The following is a 16,077-nucleotide window of genomic DNA, read 5'->3' as shown; positions in this document are numbered from 1 at the left end:
AGACGACCCAAGGGCGACTGCTTTAATATCAAAGCAGTCGCCCTAAAGGACCGTCTCTTAACTCTCTAGCCCGTATTTATTTATAGTAAATTAGTTTACTCTTCCCAGTCCATTGCGCGTTTTACAGCTTTTTGCCAGCCACTGTAAAGTTTAGCGCGGTTTGCATCTTCCATTTCTGGCTCAAAACGTTTGTTTAGCTTCCAGTTCTCAATTAAATCTTCTTTGCTATTCCATACACCAACTGCTAAGCCAGCAAGATAAGCTGCCCCTAGTGCTGTTGTCTCAGTAACATCAGGTCTATCCACTGGAACGCCAAGAATATCACTTTGGAATTGCATTAGAAGGTTATTTGCTACTGCACCACCGTCTACTTTTAGGGCTTGCAGTTTGATACCAGAGTCAGCTTCCATAGCACTAAGTACATCTTTAGTTTGATATGCCATTGAGTCTAAAGTTGCACGAGTAAGGTGAGCTTTAGTTGTACCACGAGTCAGCCCAAAAATAGCACCACGAGCTTTCATATCCCAGTATGGAGCACCCAAACCAACAAACGCAGGTACTACATATACACCTTCAGCATCGGCTACCTTTTGAGCATAATACTCTGAGTCAGCAGCAGCTTCGATCAATTTTAGACCGTCACGAAGCCATTGAATTGCAGAACCTGCAACGAAAATACTGCCTTCTAGAGCATATTCTACTTTACCTTCAATGCCCCAAGCAATAGTTGTTAATAAGCCATTTTTAGATGAATACAATTCACTGCCTGTATTCATAAGCATAAAGCAACCAGTACCATAGGTGTTTTTCGCCATACCCGGCTTAAAGCAAGTTTGACCAAACAATGCTGCTTGCTGGTCACCAGCAGCCCCTGCAATAGGAACAGTCGCGCCAAGGAATATTGCCGGATCGGTATTGCCATATACTTCGCTAGATGGGCGAACTGCAGGCAGCATAGATGCTGGAACGGTAAGCACATCAAGAAGCTCTTCATCCCATTTCAAATCGCGGATATTATACATTAATGTACGGGAAGCATTTGAGTAATCTGTAACGTGAACTTGACCGCCAGTTAACTTCCAGATAAGCCAAGTGTCAATTGTTCCAAATAGTAACTCTCCAGCTTCTGCTTTAGCGCGAGCGCCTTCAACATTATCTAGAATCCATTTAACCTTAGTACCGGAGAAATAAGCATCTACAACTAATCCAGTTTTTTCTCTGAACATAGATGCTAAACCTTTTGCCTTGATATCATTACAAATATCCATAGTTTGACGAGACTGCCAAACTATTGCATTATAAACCGGCTTGCCAGTATTCTTATCCCAAACAACTGTAGTTTCACGTTGGTTAGTAATACCAATTGCAGCAATTTCAGTCGGTGAAATACCAGCTTTAGCAACTACTTCAGCAACTGTACCAATTTGAGTTCCCCAAATTTCTTCAGCATTGTGCTCAACCCAGCCTGGTTTAGGGAATATTTGAGTAAATTCCTTTTGGGCAACGGCAACAATATTAGATGACTGATCAAATAGAATCGCTCTTGAGCTTGTAGTTCCTTGGTCTAGCGCTAAAACATACTTCTTAGTCATTTCAGCCACTCCTCAAATATATTTTTATTAACAATCAAACTAAATACCAACCATAATCAAATACCTTAAATACCAATAAGTGTTTATATTACATTAAGCCTATAGCATGACCGATAACATATGCAACTGCTGCACCGGCAAGAGGACCAACAACTGGAATCCATGAATATCCCCAGTCGGAATCACCTTTACCAGCAATCGGAAGAATTGCATGTGCGATACGAGGTCCAAGATCACGAGCAGGGTTTAGCGCATAACCAGTAGGACCGCCCAAGCTTAAACCTAATGCCCAAACCAAAATACCTACCAAGTATGGACCAAAGCCTGCTGGAATGCTTCCAGTATTTTTAGAGAATATAGCAAAAATCATTAGTACAAGCATTGCAGTGGCAATAATTTCACAAAGTAAGTTAGCGCCAGTGTTACGAATAGCAGGAGCTGTGCAGAATATCGCAAGTTTAGCACCTTTATCTTCAGTAACTTCCCAGTGTGGTAAGAAAGCCAACCAAACAATCGTTGCACCAACGATACCGCCAAGTAATTCAGCGCCCATTGTCGCAATAGCTTGAGGCATAGTATAAACGCCCATAAAAGTTTTAGCAAGAGTTACTGCTGGGTTCAAATCGGCTTGCGGAGCTCCCGTAGCAACCGCTGAAAAAACGCCGAGAACTACACCAAATGCCCAACCTGCGGTAATTACCATCCAGCCTGCGCCTTCAGCTTTTGATTTTTTAAGAAGGCAGTTAGCGACAACACCACAACCAAAAATCATTAACACCATAGTACCAAAAAATTCACCAAATAAATTTGTCATAATACGATCCCCCTCATTAAATTTTTATAAGTCCGAAATTTTTGTTGTCTGATATCAACCCCTTTTAGCATTAGACTAGACATAGAAAAAGAAGCCCAAAACAAACCTAGCCTGCATGACTAAATCTATAATGAACTTCTCTAGTATCTCTCGTCCAAAATATTTACTTAATAAATGATATTAGACATTTGTCATAATATTCCTTTAAATTAAAAAAATTATTTTATTTCCATAATTCTCGTCTGCTGGTACTTACAGCATGGATACCTCGACTTAATGCAGTCTTCGCATCTTCGGCAGTATAGATTAGACCACCAGCTAAAATTGGCAACCCAGTCTCTTTAAAAAGTTCTTGTATTGTAGCAGCTGGAACAGAAGCAGGCAATATTTCTACCGCGTCTGGTTTACAACTATGTAATAGATGAATTCCAGAACGCAGCGCTTCTGAATCCATTAAAAAAAGTCTTTGAATTACAATCATGCCCTCTTCACGAGCATATTTTACCAGTTGGGGTTTAGTAGTAATAGCACCAGTGACTCCCATTCTAGCCAAGAATTTAATGCCAGCTTTATCTTTTCCAAAACCGCCTAACAAGTCTAAATGTACAAGCAACCGCTTATTATATTTTTTAGCCTCGGCTATAAGTTCGGGTAATACAATAATATCGCCAAATAACAATATTACACTTTGGGCACTAGTGCTTGATAACGCACATTTAAAATCACTAATAGTGCGAGCTGCAGGCACAATCGATCCTTCCGTGAATAATCTATCGCAGATTGTTGTTTGTCCCATTTTTACTCACATCTCTTTTACTTAAAATAATATTACATATAAATGAATTTCGGTTAAATTCAAAATATTCCTTTTTGAAAAATACAAAAGAAAATAATACCTTCCAAAAAACAAAAAAATTTAGTTCGTAAAAAAAACTTTTGGGGAAACTATTTTTCAGGAGGTGATTATTTAAAAATTAGAATAACGCTTTTACACTAAAAATACACAAGAGGTGATAATTATGGATAATGAACGTAATAACCCAATTACTAATGCCTATACCGACACTGATACTCCTAATAACATTATTACTACTATTACTACTCCAACAACATCATCATCAACAACTACTACCAACGCCTCTTCGCCTACTATTCAAAATGAAAACGCTTTTAAAGGCACAGGTCTTGAATCAAGCGCTGAAGAAAAGCCGTTATATACTTCAGGGACTTCGGAAATGCCTGCATAATATATCCTTAGTAACAATACCAAATAGGGGTGGAAATGTCCACCCCTATTTAATTCCATAAAATCTACATAAAAATTCAGTTGACATATATCGTAAATATGATATATAATGCATATTGTCGCTAATGCGATTTGCTGGCATAGCTCAATTGGTAGAGCAGCTGACTTGTAATCAGCAGGTTGGGGGTTCAAGTCCTCTTGCCAGCTCCATAATGGATGGGTTCCCGAGTGGCTAAAGGGAGCAGACTGTAAATCTGCCGGCTCTGCCTTCGTTGGTTCGAATCCAACCCCATCCACCATATTTTGGCGGCGTAGCTCAGCTGGCTAGAGCATTCGGTTCATACCCGAAGTGTCCGGGGTTCAAATCCCTGCGCCGCCACCACAATGCTAATTAAACCTCACTCTATAGTGAGGTTTTTTACTTTCTCAAAAAGGCACGATTAGTATAGTATCTACTTCACCTTGAGCAAAAGCCTTTTTAAAATTAAAGCCCATTATTGCAGTACCAGACTCCCTTACCGCGCAAAATATCCCCACCGGACCCAGGTTCGTCTCCTTCTTTTATTACCCAAAAATCCCATCGTTCAACAGTAGATGCGGGACCATAAGGTTCATGCCAACGAAAATCACCATCCAAATTATCCGCAGCTTCAGCATGAGTCATAACATGTTTATTATCAATAGGTATATCTAATGCTTTTGTTAGAACTGCTAGTGATTGAGCAATTCCCTCTATCTGATAGTCAGTAGGAGGCTCTGGGCCTAGATCATTAGCCGAGTGAGCATTATAAGCGCAAGCAGCAGATATCGCAACTGCACCACTGTTACGGTGATAGGTGTGCAGCTTATATTCATTAAAATCGTCCGTACTGACAAATAATTCGCCATTTTTACCGATATTAATATGATAGTCATTATAATATTGATCATAATGTCCAGCTGACCAATGAATATATATCTTAACCGGGCGTCCAAGGTTTTCGGCAACTGTTTTTAGACCGGCTTTTGCATTTTCGGCCATTATTCTAAGTTCATCCAAATTAATCTTTCTCATGTACAGCACTCCTTCCTTTGGTTCTCAACCTTATAATATATTATGCCATCTTAATTGGTATTGCTAAAGAACTTAAAATGAAACTATAGCAACAGCGTAATATAAGTGGAAAGAGTCATAATGAGGCAAAAATATAGCCCTCTATCAGCTGATAGAGGGCTATTAATGATTTTATTTAAAAATGCCAAAAGGCTTTCCAACAGGTAAAAACACTTTGCCAAAGTGATGATTTAGAACCACTGCACCTGAACCATAGAAAGATAGTAAAGAGATTATCAATTCAGACCAAGCTGCAATAGTATGTGCTGTATGGTTAGCACTGTAAGTATCAATCGCTAAACAAAGTAAAAGAATATCAATAAGGACGAGAATTGAAAAAAGAACTTTGTTTGTTTCCATGAAGCCAATAGTCAAAAATAAGGAAAAGATTAAATATCCAATAAATGCAAATGCTAATTGTTTTGGATCAGCGGTAGCAGCTAGAGCAGGACCAAAAACACCTAATTTTATCAGCCAGCTAGTTCCTACACCAAACCAGAATAAAGCATAGGCGCCAAATGTAGTTGCTCCTAAAATATTGTTGTGCTTGAAATCATAAATACTAGCAATTAATTGGGCAATAGCACCTAAGAAAATAGCCCAAGGCAATACAAACGCTACCCCTGTAGTTATTCCTAATTTTTGGGACGATGCAACCAGTGTAACCATAGCAAGTCCAACTAAACCTAATGCCGAAGGATCTGCAACAGTAATTTTTACATTTTGCGTGTTACCAGTACTCATTAATAACCTCCTAAATACAAAGTATTTTTAAAATATCATATTTGGTCATATTGTGTCAATCACTGTAGTTAAAATAATTTAATTAATTATTTTAATCAAAAATTATCCATGTCTGTACCTTAAAATTTACCTGTAAATTTATCCAATAACAAAGCACGGTCATGAGACCGTGCTATTAAACATTTCTAAACTTTTATATAAGATTTATTCTTAAGCTTAATATATTCTTCACTTAGTTTTTCCAATTCAGCCATTATACGTTCTTTAATCTCGGGTTCTTCGTTTTGATAACAAAGCCGATTTGATAAATCGGCAATTTTTAGCCTAATTTTGGCTAATTCGTCAATCTCCATGCTTTCTCGCCTCCACATCGCCCCTTATATGGTAATTATATTATAAGCTATTTGTCAATTTTTGCCAAAAGATGTTATGTAAAAAGATTTTGAGTATAGTATTTTTTATTAGTAAGATCGAATTTCATCCATTTTTCATCGCTGCCAAAATGCTCAAACCCCAACTTACACCAAAACCCGTCTACTTTTGCATTAGATAAAAGACCTACTCGTTCAAAATTCGTCTTAAGGTATATTTCTCCAAGTAATATATCTATTATTTTCGATCCGAAACCTTTTCCTGACGGCCTTACATCGAAGCGATAAATGAATACCGTTGGTCTATCTACATAAAAGCCATTATATAATCGTGAGCCAGACGTATTACAAAGACTAACTATCAAAGCAAATCCATTTTGACTTATATATGAAATATGCCAATGCTGCTTATCCTGAATTCTAAGAACAAAATCCACTTTGTATCCTAATATATCCGTAAACTTACTTGCTAAGTTTTTTAGTACAGCTTTATATTCCTCTGTTAGTATGTCAGGCATTACATCGCACTCATCTTGCAAGCCCTAGCCCTTCTTTCATACTTTTTGATAGCATTATATTCCAGTTATATTGAAATAGAATGAATTTTTCGCGTATTCGCATTAATCATCTTCAAGCTCTTTCCAATATGGTTCGGATAGCAGCTTCGTAACGATTGGTACGTCAGCAGGGGCAAAATTATATTGCAAAATAGTTTCTTTTGTTGCCCAGGCTACTTCTTCGTGTACATTGAGAGCAATCGTACCACTTTTCCAAAATACCCAATATGCAATAAGCTTAATTACCCCTTTATCATACTCATGAACAGTTTCCATGAAAAAATCGCCGACATTCACTTTTATCCCTAACTCTTCATCCAGTTCTCGGATTAGACAACTTTCAGGCGACTCACCAAGTTCTATTTTTCCCCCAGGAAACTCCCATAAGTTAGCTAGATCATCATCTGAGGATCGTTTTGCTACTAAAATCTTTCCATTATTTAATATTAAAGCAGCAGTTACTTCTTTCATTTTTATTACCTCTTAAATGACTGATTTTTGTTTTGTTATTTTTATCCTATTTGAGGAAGTTTTATTTTACATTAAAAAAGACGTCTAACTTAAATAGTTAAACGCCTTCCATTTAAATTTTACATAGCTCAATACTATCTGAGTATCGCATAAATTGACATAGCTAGAGTATAAAAACTTATAAGTGCTGTTATTACAACAATCGGATTTTGGTATAATCTTGAATTCAAACTTATCACTCCTTATAGTAGCATAACATGTAGTTTATCCATTTACTGGCATCATATGTATAATCATTCACAATTAATTTACCGATAATGAAACTTCATTAAATTAGTAAGTTCTAGTAAAAAGCTTTTCATTTTACTTATATCTTGCTTGATACCAATAGGTATAGAAGTCAAGGAGTATACTGATCTTCCAACCCATATTTTTTTATCAGCCATGTACCCAACCCCTTGTCATTTGTCTTTTTGTGGATACTTATTATTTGTTAGTAATTAATTAATTATAGTATACACTATTTTTGTTTCAATGTAAATACTTTCAAACAAATTACTAATAAACAATTAAGCTGACACTGCCACCTATTTCAACTTAAGATTAGGTAGATTAATCCCCAGTTAAACAATAATAATAACGGCACAAATACAACAAAAGACGAATGCTTTGTCTTGTGTCTGAAAACGTACATTCCCGACAGCACTCCTACTGCACCAAAGAAAGCCGACAAAAGAAAAAAAGTGCGCTCTCGTATTCTTCTTTTTCCTTTTATCTTGGCACATCGTTTATCATATGAAATTGTAAAGAAAGCTGCTGCATTCCACAAAATATATAATACAAATATAAAAATATAGTTTTCTAACTTCATCGTTAGCCTCCGTTAAAATTCGACAAAATCAGTTTCATACCACTAAAACATACTTTGTTGTCCAATACAACTTGACTTAAGCTTACGTTCGGAAATCTTATCATTCGCTTCAACTTCGCCAAATAACAGCGGCGAAGTTGGGTTATGTACGCTGATATTCTTATAGACAGTTCTTAGATTAGAATTAGCGTAGCAGTACAAGCAGTTATGCGTACAACTACTATACGCCCCAATATCTATGCTGGCGATGCAACCACATTTCTCTCGCTGATTTTTATCCTTATCGTTTATTATAGGAGCTCCTACTATTTTAGAAATAAGCTGTGGGTCTATACACTTAGCTGGAGTAATACCTAAGCTTGAGAAGTCGCTCTCGGCACAGCTTACGATTTTCAAGCCGTGCTTACTCGCAATTAACGCAAGCGACTTAACTGCTGTTTCCTTCATATCTTCTGTAATATGTTTTATTGCGAAAGATTTGAGGTTGAATTTTGTTTTGTTATACATCCAAAGGAAGCTAATAACACATTTATTTGTAAAGGGTGCAAGTTTGCCAGCAAGATGATCAAAATATTTATAATGGTAATTAAGATCAATATCCTCTGTTAAAATAATAGGGTCATATCTCCAAATCACTTTATCTTTACCTATAATTTTCGATAATTGGATAAATGTATTTATTACATCATTTTTTTGAGGTACATTTAGTTCGATATTTTTGCCATAAGGATTTATAGTAAACATAAAATAAAATTTATACTTTTCTAGTAGATGCAGCCGACTTATCATATTCGCAGGATTTTTAGTCCAAAAAACTATACAATCAACTACTCCCGTATCTAAGGTTATCTTGCTAATTTGATGTATATTAATAGGATTCCTAACCATCACAAATCCTTCACGTACGCGGTTAAAAAACCAGTCGCTATAAAATGCTGGAATATCAGTTCGGCGACTTGCACTTATAATCATTTTAATCACCTCAATTACTTCACTTTAGATCTAGACCAAATATTGAGCTATTTAATTGCATGTAAATCATTGTAGCCCAAATGGCTAAACTTAGCTATATAGCAGAATTAATTAACACAACCTAGAAAAAACTGCCTTTTGGGTTAATCCCTTAAGGCAGTTTTTTCTATTCCTTAATTTTAAAAACCTAAGTAAAACATATAAAGGGAGATTATAACCATAAGTGTACCTAATAATAATCTTATTGCTTTAGACCCTTTGCCATAACTCTCACTAGATACTAGCTTATGAACGAAACTTACGGACGTTCCTGCAATAAGAACTAAAACACTATGCCCTAAAGAGTAAACCAATAAAAGTGATACTCCCCAAATCATATTTCCTTCTTTAGCAACCGCAGCAAGCAGCACAACCAATACGGGTGTAGCACAAGGCGACGAGAAAAACCCGCCCAAAATACCTGCAACAAATGCTCCAAAGTAACCACGTTTACGATTTTTGCTTATAGCATACGAAGACGGTATAAAGTTAAATATCTCCCATGTTTGCAAAGCCATAAACAGCATCAATACACCAAGAAAGATAAACCACCAGGATCCTGCCCCAAGCATCAATTGACCAATCAAGGAGGCTACTATTCCTAAAATTGTGTAAGTAATAGCCATGCCTAATGAAAATACTGCTGAAAGCCGAAATGCATTTGTAGTGTTCTGTCCTCCAACACCTCCTACATAGCCAATCACAAGTGGAATACTTGTAAGTGCACAAGGAGAAAAAGATGTAATTATTCCGGCAAGTAATGCTAAAAGAGGAGCTAACCATATATTCGATGAAATAGTTTTTGAAATAGCTTCAAGCCACTGTGTTGTTAAAATATCCATTATTTTAACCCCATTTCCTTTAAAACTGTCACCATCTCTTCTTTTGTCAGTCCGCCCTCGTGAGTTGTAAATACATGCTCATCATTACCACGCTGTTTATAAATTTTAATTTGCATATCTATATTTTTTTTAGGGGTAAATGGTTTGCCATTTGAATCAATTAGCACCTGTGTTGGTATAAGTCTTACTGGATAACCGTTTGCTAATTTCTGATATTTCCATACATCAACAAACTTAATGATCGCTTTTCCCTGAAGTTCCTCATTTAGCTCTTTTAATACTGGAGCCATTTCTTGACAAGGTATACAAGAGTCAGCTCCAAAATCAATTATTATAGGAACACCGTATTGCTTTAGCTTTTCTATATCCAGCTCTTCAGTCACATGCAGTGCAAAGTCAGCATTATAACTTCCTATTAAGGTATTATCCCTTTTCTTGTTTTTTACTGCCCATATACCAAATATAAGACAAATAAGCAGTAGTGGAATTACGAATTTTAATTTAATATTTTTCCTATCATTCGATGCTTTCTCATCAATCATCAGTAAATTCCTCCATATCAATCTGGATAAACCACTAACAAACAGTACAAATATTACTTATAGTCTTTATTCATTCTATTCACCATTTATTATAGATATAGACAAATATCTATATCTATAATATTCCTATATATAGATAATGTCAATTTGCCTCCAGACAATAAATAAATGCCGGTTAGGTTAACACCTACCGGCATTTATAGATTTTATTAGTTTTACACCAAAACCAATTTTATCATAAATTGGCTCCGGCCTATTCTCTATATACGATATTTGAACAAACGAATATTACTGTTTTGGTTCACCATAAACACGCAGAAATATAAATCCCCCAACTAAACATGAGGTTATAATTCCAGCTATCATTCCGCTAACAAAACTATACAAATTTACTCCTCACCTTCACAATAAATGTATGAATTAATTTTATCAGTCATATTTTAGAATTTCTTTTGAGTTCTAAAATTGCCCCTTAACTTTAATTTTTTCGTACTCATTTAACTTACCGTCTAATATTTGACTTAACAGCAGGACATCAGGATGCGAAATACCTTTTTCGAGTGCAGTCTTGTGCATTATTTCCCTCAACAATTCCACACTTATTAAAAGCTCTGATAATATCATTTGTCTCGCCCCCTAGCTATAAATTATATTATTTAAGGAAATATTTATGTGATTGAGGTCACGCCAACCTCGATTATTTCCTTAGCCAGGGGATTATGCTTATTTCAAAAGCCCTTTTCTTCCATTAAAGTAATTCTTTTCACACTATATTCTCTTTGAACAGCTTGTCGTCTAAATGCAGTCAGATCAGTTGGTATCTTTTTAGGCTTACCCCATAAAGATGGAGTCGATGGCTCTGCTATTGTGTATAAAAACTGACCGTAAAGATCATGGTTTTGATTAGAATTTCGATTTATAACTTCTATATTAAAACGTGGTGTTAGCTGTAATCTTGAGCTTACATGATAGCCGTATTCGTCTCCTGGATTATTATTCTCAAACTTAAAACCTGTAGCAGTTACCACAAACCAAGGCGCTTTAGGGAGAGCAGTTCCAATTTTAAAATCAACTCCACTTACTGTTTTTTCATACACGTGTACCGGATTTTGATTCATGTTGACCTTTTTTTCGCCCGATAAAGGCAGATAGAAATTCACTCTATATTCAGCACCATATTTAAAGTATTCTAAACCCAATCCCACTCGCGAATGAGAATGCTCAGGAGTGTGGTCAAAAAACACATTAAAGCCTACCATACTTTCTTTTTTGGCATCAACAAAAATCCGATTACCAAAGCCGAGATTTGCAAGCGAAGAATCTCCGTAATGTTGATAACGCCCTTGAAAGAAATGAATAGAATTATCATCTTCTTCGATAGTCCGCAGTGTGTTAACAGTAACAGCCGGCTGATATTCTTCCGCTAATATTACGGCTAAATCTACGTCTTTAAACCATGATGTGTTTTTGGCTTTCTGAAAATAATTGGATATATAAGAATTTATTGTATACTGTACTCTTGCTTCATCACTTAACTCGTTCAGAAACTGATAATCAGGGGGTTGGACTTCTTTTTGAAGATTAAATTCATAAAGGGGCTTATCCATTAATTTTTCTCCGCTTGCCAAAGAAAAATCAGGTGTTAGAATCCCAATAAGCACAATTGCGGCTAATGATAAATTCCTGACCTTAAACAAACTCTTCCACCTTTGCACGCTAACTCTCCTGAAATTTAATAATTGTATGGTCTTATTATAACGGAATATTATGTTACCTTCTAGAGGTGAAATGTAAAAGCCGCTAGGAAATTATAATCTCTCCTAAGCGGCTTTTACGTTAGCGTTCATCATTTTCTTTTTGTGCTTTTTCAATATGTCCTATATCCGAATGTTTAAGCAAACTACTATTTATCGATATTTCTGATACAACACGGTTTTCAGCCGGCACTCCTTCAGATTTCGTTATATCGCGGTTTTCTGGCATATAATCACCTCCGTGTATAGCTTTAGCCTTTTACAGCTTAATTAAACAGATACTCATATGCTTAGATTTATGTGGGAATTACTAGTGTGTTATTAAGTAAAATCTATAGTTTACCTTTTGCTTTCAAAATTTCTAATGCAACCTTTAGCTGACGCTCAGGCTCATTACAGCTAAGTTCCTTAAGCAAAATATCTTCTGCTATTTTTATTAAATCTGATACCTTATCGCCCGATGCAGCTTCAAACAAAGCTGGCTCCTCGGCCATAGTATCTGATTCTGGTTGCTCGTTAACCATTGCCCAGACAGACTCTGTTCTTTTTCTAAGTTTAGCAATTGTATTTCGCGTGCTTAAAAAAACTTTAACTTCACCCTCAAAAATATCACGAGTAGTCTCGAATAGCCATTTTACCTTACGCTGATGACAGTAACCTTCGTTTTTCTTTGCAGAATCATAATAATATCCTGATTCAATAATCCCTAAAAGCACACGCTGCCCGCTTGGCACCATTACCAGATCATCCACTCTCAATCCATTGACAAATGCATTAACTGCAGCAAGAGCCTGGCCTACCTTTCCGGATGAGTCATATTCAGGATATGCAGTTCTAAGCATATCACGAAGCTCTCCCATAGATTTCCCTTCTAGGTTAGTAAGCTTAGACCAACCAATCGCAATAATCTGTTCTTTGTTAAATAATTCGAACCGATCATGCCCGTTTGGAAATGCACGCACCAACCAAATGTTCTTCATATCCCGTCACGCTCCTTCGAAGTTTTCCTCTTATTTATACATTATGTATGACGGGTAATTTAAATGACTGTACTAGAAATTAAAATGCGTGACGAAATCCGTACGATTTTATTACGAGAATATAATTTATACTACGTCTATTTATCTATAATTTTAGTTATAATGAGGATTTACACATTTGGCTTGCTATATAAGCCCCAAGAATAGATAAAGCCTCCTAATTAAATATAAAAGTTGAACTTACCTATTCTTACGATATAATAGTATTAGATAAAGGGGGTTTTCCAATGGCTAAAATTAAATGTGGAACTATTAACCCAAATATTCTCAAGATTGCAGGTAAACCTAATCGTGCAATGACTCCAGAAGTAAAACTGGCCCTGATTTGGATAGACCGAAAAAATGATTACCGCAGAAATAAAGAAAAGCAGAAGATCCGTCATTATTCCAAAGAATATGGAAATGACGGATCTTCTGCTTTTATATTTATCACAAAAAAAATTACTAACTTGGAGTAGAAAACAACATATCCAAAACTTCAATGAATATAATTTAACAACATAAAATACGGGGAGATGAATAGTATGTTAGATTTTATCTGGACCGTCTTTAAAGATGTATTTGCACCGGGGCAATTGGGCTTTTACATTATTGTACTTGGTTTAGTTGGAATATCGATCAAGCTAACTGCAACCTGTTTACAAAAGTTTAATCGTCACAGTGCTGCAAGCCGTGTGTTAAAACTATCAGGACCAATCGGCTACATGATAATGGGCGCTTTTATCGTTGACTTGATTCGAGAGGTAGCCCCAATAGTCGTTGAGACATTTTCTAAATTTCATTAAAATAATTCTATTATTTTGAACGGCACCTTCAGGTTTAGACAATGACTTAAGAGTCCCCTATCGTAAACTACTACGATTAGGGGGCTTTGTCATGTTCGGAATAAAGGAAATACGGATTTAGACAAATGAATGATTAGCTATTCTTTCGCTTAATACAATCAGCAAAGGCTTCAATTCGAGTCATAATACCAACATCGCTGGAGTGTTCATCTATGCTTAGTGATAATAAAGGCATATTATAATCATTCACAAGATTTTTAAGTGCATACTGTGCTACTACTTCCGGCATGCAGCCAAATGGATAAACATGAATTATCCCATCGAAATTATTGCGGGCACACCAAAGTGCACTACCTACGGATTTTAGGCCATCACCGCCCACGTGGTAATTCATATAAGGTTTGGCTTGATCCAGATATTCCTTTTCTTCATTATATAGACCTAACGAGCTTAAAAGAGTATTTGAATATGCCCAATCACCAGTATAAACAAATTTTTTGACCTCAATCCCCTGCTTTATAAGGACTTCCTCAATCATATGGTTTACATAGGGTTCAAGCAAGATATAAAATTCACCTATAAGCCCAATTCTAGCTGGCTTCCTTTTAGACTGTTTGCCCACTTTCTCTATTAACTCGACCGCTTCTTTCTTAGTTTTGTTAATATCATTGAAACTGCGGCACTCTGTAAAATCTTTTAAGGCACTGCTGTAGATTTTGATAATTTCTTCTGGGTTATCTAATCGAGCACCATACAAATTCTTTGCGCTGCTTACGGCGTCTAAAGCTTTAAGGGTTTGTACTGCCATAGCAATGCTTTTTACTATTTCTAAACGGCTAACATGCGGGACCGATTCCCTTAAAAAACTATATAGAGATCGAAATAGATTGTTTGTATCTATGTTATAGAACGTTAGGTTCTTTCTTTTTTCTAGTTCAATTTTTTGAACGGCATTGTAAAATCCTAATCGGCATTTACCAGCGCCGCATACATTTATTAACGTGTCCGCACCACGCTCTATACTCTCTAAAAAATTCCCAATATTTATTTTATAAGGCAAACACACACCCTCGGGAGAATAAAATGATCCTAATTCGATTGTTTTTTTAGTTATCGGCGGAGTCTCGATTACTTCAATACCTAAATTATTAAACATATTATTAACAGGTATATTTAAATAACCCATGTGGGGATAACTAACTTTCAAGCTTTTGTCCTCCTAGCCACTAGATCCCAAAATGCTTCAATCCTTGTAATAAGACCAGCGCTTCCGCTATGTTCATCAACATTTAGGATAATATAAGGTTTGTTATTTTTTTGCAGCACATGATGCTGTATATATTCATTAACAAGTGAATCCGGTCCGCAGCAAAAGCTAGAAACTATAACAATACCTGCAATATCGGGCTGACGGCAAAAATAGTTTGCGGCTCCGGCTATCTTAGCCGATAGCTGCCAGTAAATATCCGGCTCAAAGACTTTAGCTTCACTATATAGAACTTTACTTGCCACTTGATTAGAAGTAATAACAGCAACTCCTTGAGCATTTAATGTTCCTATAATTTCTCGAGAAAAAAAATCATCCTGCAATAAGTAGCTATGTCCAATTAGTGCAATTTTAGGGTTTTTGGATTCATTTGAAATATTAAAGAAACCACTCTTCCATTCTTTTAATGCATTTTTATAAGCAAAGTGTCCAACAAGCGGCGATTTTCCTAGCGCTTTGCAAGTTGAATAGGCACACTTAACCGAGTTATCCGGAGACGTACTTTCTATGTTAGGAGCTATCAGTTGCTTTGTGGATAAACCAAATGTATTTCTAACTATATCAGGTAACCCTGCGAATTTTGCACATAAATAAAAATTGCGATTATACTGGGCAATACGTGGCACAAATATATGGGTACATTTATCTAGTAATGAATCGACGTGCCCTAAATAGACTTTTAAGGGAAGGCAAGATTCATCAATCGCAAGTGATGTACCGCGATCTAGCATATTTTTATTAGTCTCATCTGATACCGTAGCTTGCACTCCTATATTACGAAAAAATTCTGTCCATAAAGTACCATACTCGTGATATAGCAGAGCTCTTGGTATACCTACATGAATTTGCATACAACCATCCTCTAAATCAAAATCTAACAAAAGGATTTGTAAAATTGCCTTTATTTGACTACTGTTATTAAGTTATTTCTCCGAGACGTTCTACTACCATAAATTATCCCGTATATAGAATTCTAGTCACAAGGGATATTATTTACACCATCGTCGATTTATAAGCTATAGAATGCAGATATTTGAAAAAAGCCAAGTATGGTAATTCATAGCTAAATACTATGAA

General features: G+C 36.1%; 21 protein-coding genes and 3 tRNA genes. 6 read left to right on the top strand and 18 right to left on the bottom strand.

The genetic code is table 11. The features are described from left to right. Window positions 1-95: 95 nt before the first annotated feature. From glpK to V6C17_RS09280, 3 genes are all read right to left on the bottom strand, one after another. The gene (glpK, locus tag V6C17_RS09290) at window positions 96-1,592 is read right to left on the bottom strand and encodes a glycerol kinase GlpK (protein ID WP_333522295.1); all 1,497 of its coding nucleotides are present in this window, start codon (window positions 1,590-1,592) and stop codon (window positions 96-98) included. 88 nt (window positions 1,593-1,680) lie between these two features. Beyond that, a complete protein-coding gene (locus V6C17_RS09285) occupies window positions 1,681-2,409 on the bottom strand; it encodes an MIP/aquaporin family protein (protein WP_442891478.1) in 729 nt (242 codons plus the stop codon). A gap of 220 nt (window positions 2,410-2,629) precedes the next feature. Beyond that, window positions 2,630-3,202 carry a glycerol-3-phosphate responsive antiterminator gene (locus V6C17_RS09280; protein WP_333522293.1) on the bottom strand — a complete coding sequence of 191 codons (573 nt, stop codon included), beginning with the start codon at window positions 3,200-3,202 and terminating at the stop codon, window positions 2,630-2,632. 223 nt (window positions 3,203-3,425) lie between these two features. On the opposite strand from V6C17_RS09280, the gene V6C17_RS09275 reads away from it, so the two are divergent. From V6C17_RS09275 to V6C17_RS09260, 4 genes are all read left to right on the top strand, one after another. Next, window positions 3,426-3,653: a hypothetical protein gene (locus V6C17_RS09275; RefSeq protein WP_333522292.1), complete on the top strand. Its 228-nt coding sequence runs from the start codon at window positions 3,426-3,428 to the stop codon at window positions 3,651-3,653. A gap of 133 nt (window positions 3,654-3,786) precedes the next feature. After that, a tRNA-Thr gene (locus tag V6C17_RS09270) sits at window positions 3,787-3,862 on the top strand. Between the two features lie 4 nt (window positions 3,863-3,866). Continuing rightward, window positions 3,867-3,951, top strand: a tRNA-Tyr gene (locus V6C17_RS09265). A gap of 6 nt (window positions 3,952-3,957) precedes the next feature. Continuing rightward, window positions 3,958-4,034, top strand: a tRNA-Met gene (locus V6C17_RS09260). A gap of 102 nt (window positions 4,035-4,136) precedes the next feature. Here V6C17_RS09260 and V6C17_RS09255 read toward each other — a convergent pair. From V6C17_RS09255 to V6C17_RS09195, 13 genes are all read right to left on the bottom strand, one after another. Beyond that, the gene (locus V6C17_RS09255) at window positions 4,137-4,706 is read right to left on the bottom strand and encodes an N-acetylmuramoyl-L-alanine amidase (protein WP_333522291.1); all 570 of its coding nucleotides are present in this window, start codon (window positions 4,704-4,706) and stop codon (window positions 4,137-4,139) included. Window positions 4,707-4,877: 171 nt separating this feature from the next. Then, window positions 4,878-5,489, bottom strand: coding sequence for an acetate uptake transporter (locus V6C17_RS09250; protein ID WP_333522290.1), 612 nt, complete (start codon window positions 5,487-5,489; stop codon window positions 4,878-4,880). 185 nt (window positions 5,490-5,674) lie between these two features. Further along, on the bottom strand, window positions 5,675-5,842 hold the full coding sequence (locus V6C17_RS09245) for a hypothetical protein (protein WP_333522289.1): 168 nt from the start codon (window positions 5,840-5,842) through the stop codon (window positions 5,675-5,677). Between the two features lie 74 nt (window positions 5,843-5,916). Further along, a complete protein-coding gene (locus V6C17_RS09240) occupies window positions 5,917-6,399 on the bottom strand; it encodes a hypothetical protein (protein WP_333522288.1) in 483 nt (160 codons plus the stop codon). Between the two features lie 81 nt (window positions 6,400-6,480). Continuing rightward, on the bottom strand, window positions 6,481-6,888 hold the full coding sequence (locus tag V6C17_RS09235) for a (deoxy)nucleoside triphosphate pyrophosphohydrolase (protein ID WP_333522287.1): 408 nt from the start codon (window positions 6,886-6,888) through the stop codon (window positions 6,481-6,483). Between the two features lie 592 nt (window positions 6,889-7,480). Beyond that, window positions 7,481-7,759: a DUF1294 domain-containing protein gene (locus tag V6C17_RS09230; RefSeq protein ID WP_333522286.1), complete on the bottom strand. Its 279-nt coding sequence runs from the start codon at window positions 7,757-7,759 to the stop codon at window positions 7,481-7,483. Window positions 7,760-7,801: 42 nt separating this feature from the next. Beyond that, window positions 7,802-8,731, bottom strand: coding sequence for a DUF1848 domain-containing protein (locus V6C17_RS09225; protein WP_333522285.1), 930 nt, complete (start codon window positions 8,729-8,731; stop codon window positions 7,802-7,804). Between the two features lie 179 nt (window positions 8,732-8,910). After that, window positions 8,911-9,612 carry a cytochrome c biogenesis CcdA family protein gene (locus V6C17_RS09220; protein WP_333522284.1) on the bottom strand — a complete coding sequence of 234 codons (702 nt, stop codon included), beginning with the start codon at window positions 9,610-9,612 and terminating at the stop codon, window positions 8,911-8,913. Next, window positions 9,612-10,154: a thioredoxin family protein gene (locus tag V6C17_RS09215; RefSeq protein ID WP_333522283.1), complete on the bottom strand. Its 543-nt coding sequence runs from the start codon at window positions 10,152-10,154 to the stop codon at window positions 9,612-9,614. The genes V6C17_RS09220 and V6C17_RS09215 overlap by 1 nt, the downstream gene beginning before the upstream one ends. 459 nt (window positions 10,155-10,613) lie before the next feature. Beyond that, complete coding sequence (locus V6C17_RS09210) at window positions 10,614-10,778, bottom strand: aspartyl-phosphate phosphatase Spo0E family protein (protein WP_333522282.1); 165 nt, start codon at window positions 10,776-10,778, stop codon at window positions 10,614-10,616. A gap of 104 nt (window positions 10,779-10,882) precedes the next feature. Then, window positions 10,883-11,851, bottom strand: a complete 969-nt coding sequence (locus tag V6C17_RS09205; RefSeq protein WP_333522281.1) for an inverse autotransporter beta domain-containing protein — start codon at window positions 11,849-11,851, stop codon at window positions 10,883-10,885. A 139-nt stretch (window positions 11,852-11,990) separates the two neighbouring features. Then, entirely contained in the window at window positions 11,991-12,137 is a 147-nt protein-coding gene (locus tag V6C17_RS09200; RefSeq protein ID WP_333522280.1) for a hypothetical protein, read from the bottom strand. Between the two features lie 103 nt (window positions 12,138-12,240). Beyond that, entirely contained in the window at window positions 12,241-12,888 is a 648-nt protein-coding gene (locus tag V6C17_RS09195; protein ID WP_333522279.1) for a restriction endonuclease, read from the bottom strand. A gap of 287 nt (window positions 12,889-13,175) precedes the next feature. Here V6C17_RS09195 and V6C17_RS09190 point away from each other — a divergent pair, with 287 nt between their 5' ends. Together V6C17_RS09190 and V6C17_RS09185 are read left to right on the top strand one after the other, a co-directional pair. Continuing rightward, window positions 13,176-13,406 carry a hypothetical protein gene (locus V6C17_RS09190; RefSeq protein ID WP_333522278.1) on the top strand — a complete coding sequence of 77 codons (231 nt, stop codon included), beginning with the start codon at window positions 13,176-13,178 and terminating at the stop codon, window positions 13,404-13,406. A gap of 57 nt (window positions 13,407-13,463) precedes the next feature. Then, window positions 13,464-13,733 carry a hypothetical protein gene (locus tag V6C17_RS09185; protein WP_333522277.1) on the top strand — a complete coding sequence of 90 codons (270 nt, stop codon included), beginning with the start codon at window positions 13,464-13,466 and terminating at the stop codon, window positions 13,731-13,733. Window positions 13,734-13,866: 133 nt separating this feature from the next. On the opposite strand, the gene V6C17_RS09180 is transcribed toward V6C17_RS09185, so the two are convergent. Together V6C17_RS09180 and V6C17_RS09175 are read right to left on the bottom strand one after the other, a co-directional pair. Beyond that, a complete protein-coding gene (locus V6C17_RS09180) occupies window positions 13,867-14,940 on the bottom strand; it encodes a hypothetical protein (protein WP_333522276.1) in 1,074 nt (357 codons plus the stop codon). Next, window positions 14,937-15,851, bottom strand: coding sequence for an acyl-CoA dehydratase activase-related protein (locus V6C17_RS09175; protein ID WP_333522275.1), 915 nt, complete (start codon window positions 15,849-15,851; stop codon window positions 14,937-14,939). The genes V6C17_RS09180 and V6C17_RS09175 overlap by 4 nt, the downstream gene beginning before the upstream one ends. Window positions 15,852-16,077: the final 226 nt, after the last annotated feature.

Source organism: Dendrosporobacter sp. 1207_IL3150 (assembly GCF_036763085.1).
In the GTDB taxonomy this organism is placed as follows: domain Bacteria; phylum Bacillota; class Negativicutes; order DSM-1736; family Dendrosporobacteraceae; genus JBAIYU01.
The sequence above is the reverse complement of the archived record's forward strand: the minus strand, read 5'-3'. Positions and strand labels throughout refer to the sequence as shown.

Bases quoted from the DNA above. Each gene is read 5' to 3' on its own strand.
- V6C17_RS09275 (WP_333522292.1), top strand. From the start codon at position 3,426: ATGGATAATGAACGTAATAACCCAATTACTAATGCCTATACCGACACT.
- V6C17_RS09210 (WP_333522282.1), bottom strand. From the start codon at position 10,778: ATGATATTATCAGAGCTTTTAATAAGTGTGGAATTGTTGAGGGAAATA.
- V6C17_RS09185 (WP_333522277.1), top strand. From the start codon at position 13,464: ATGAATAGTATGTTAGATTTTATCTGGACCGTCTTTAAAGATGTATTT.
- V6C17_RS09190 (WP_333522278.1), top strand. From the start codon at position 13,176: ATGGCTAAAATTAAATGTGGAACTATTAACCCAAATATTCTCAAGATT.
- V6C17_RS09235 (WP_333522287.1), bottom strand. From the start codon at position 6,888: ATGAAAGAAGTAACTGCTGCTTTAATATTAAATAATGGAAAGATTTTA.
- V6C17_RS09245 (WP_333522289.1), bottom strand. From the start codon at position 5,842: ATGGAGATTGACGAATTAGCCAAAATTAGGCTAAAAATTGCCGATTTA.
- glpK (WP_333522295.1), bottom strand. From the start codon at position 1,592: ATGACTAAGAAGTATGTTTTAGCGCTAGACCAAGGAACTACAAGCTCA.
- V6C17_RS09280 (WP_333522293.1), bottom strand. From the start codon at position 3,202: ATGGGACAAACAACAATCTGCGATAGATTATTCACGGAAGGATCGATT.
- V6C17_RS09215 (WP_333522283.1), bottom strand. From the start codon at position 10,154: ATGATTGATGAGAAAGCATCGAATGATAGGAAAAATATTAAATTAAAA.
- V6C17_RS09230 (WP_333522286.1), bottom strand. From the start codon at position 7,759: ATGAAGTTAGAAAACTATATTTTTATATTTGTATTATATATTTTGTGG.
- V6C17_RS09200 (WP_333522280.1), bottom strand. From the start codon at position 12,137: ATGCCAGAAAACCGCGATATAACGAAATCTGAAGGAGTGCCGGCTGAA.
- V6C17_RS09255 (WP_333522291.1), bottom strand. From the start codon at position 4,706: ATGAGAAAGATTAATTTGGATGAACTTAGAATAATGGCCGAAAATGCA.
- V6C17_RS09175 (WP_333522275.1), bottom strand. From the start codon at position 15,851: ATGCAAATTCATGTAGGTATACCAAGAGCTCTGCTATATCACGAGTAT.
- V6C17_RS09250 (WP_333522290.1), bottom strand. From the start codon at position 5,489: ATGAGTACTGGTAACACGCAAAATGTAAAAATTACTGTTGCAGATCCT.
- V6C17_RS09195 (WP_333522279.1), bottom strand. From the start codon at position 12,888: ATGAAGAACATTTGGTTGGTGCGTGCATTTCCAAACGGGCATGATCGG.
- V6C17_RS09225 (WP_333522285.1), bottom strand. From the start codon at position 8,731: ATGATTATAAGTGCAAGTCGCCGAACTGATATTCCAGCATTTTATAGC.
- V6C17_RS09220 (WP_333522284.1), bottom strand. From the start codon at position 9,612: ATGGATATTTTAACAACACAGTGGCTTGAAGCTATTTCAAAAACTATT.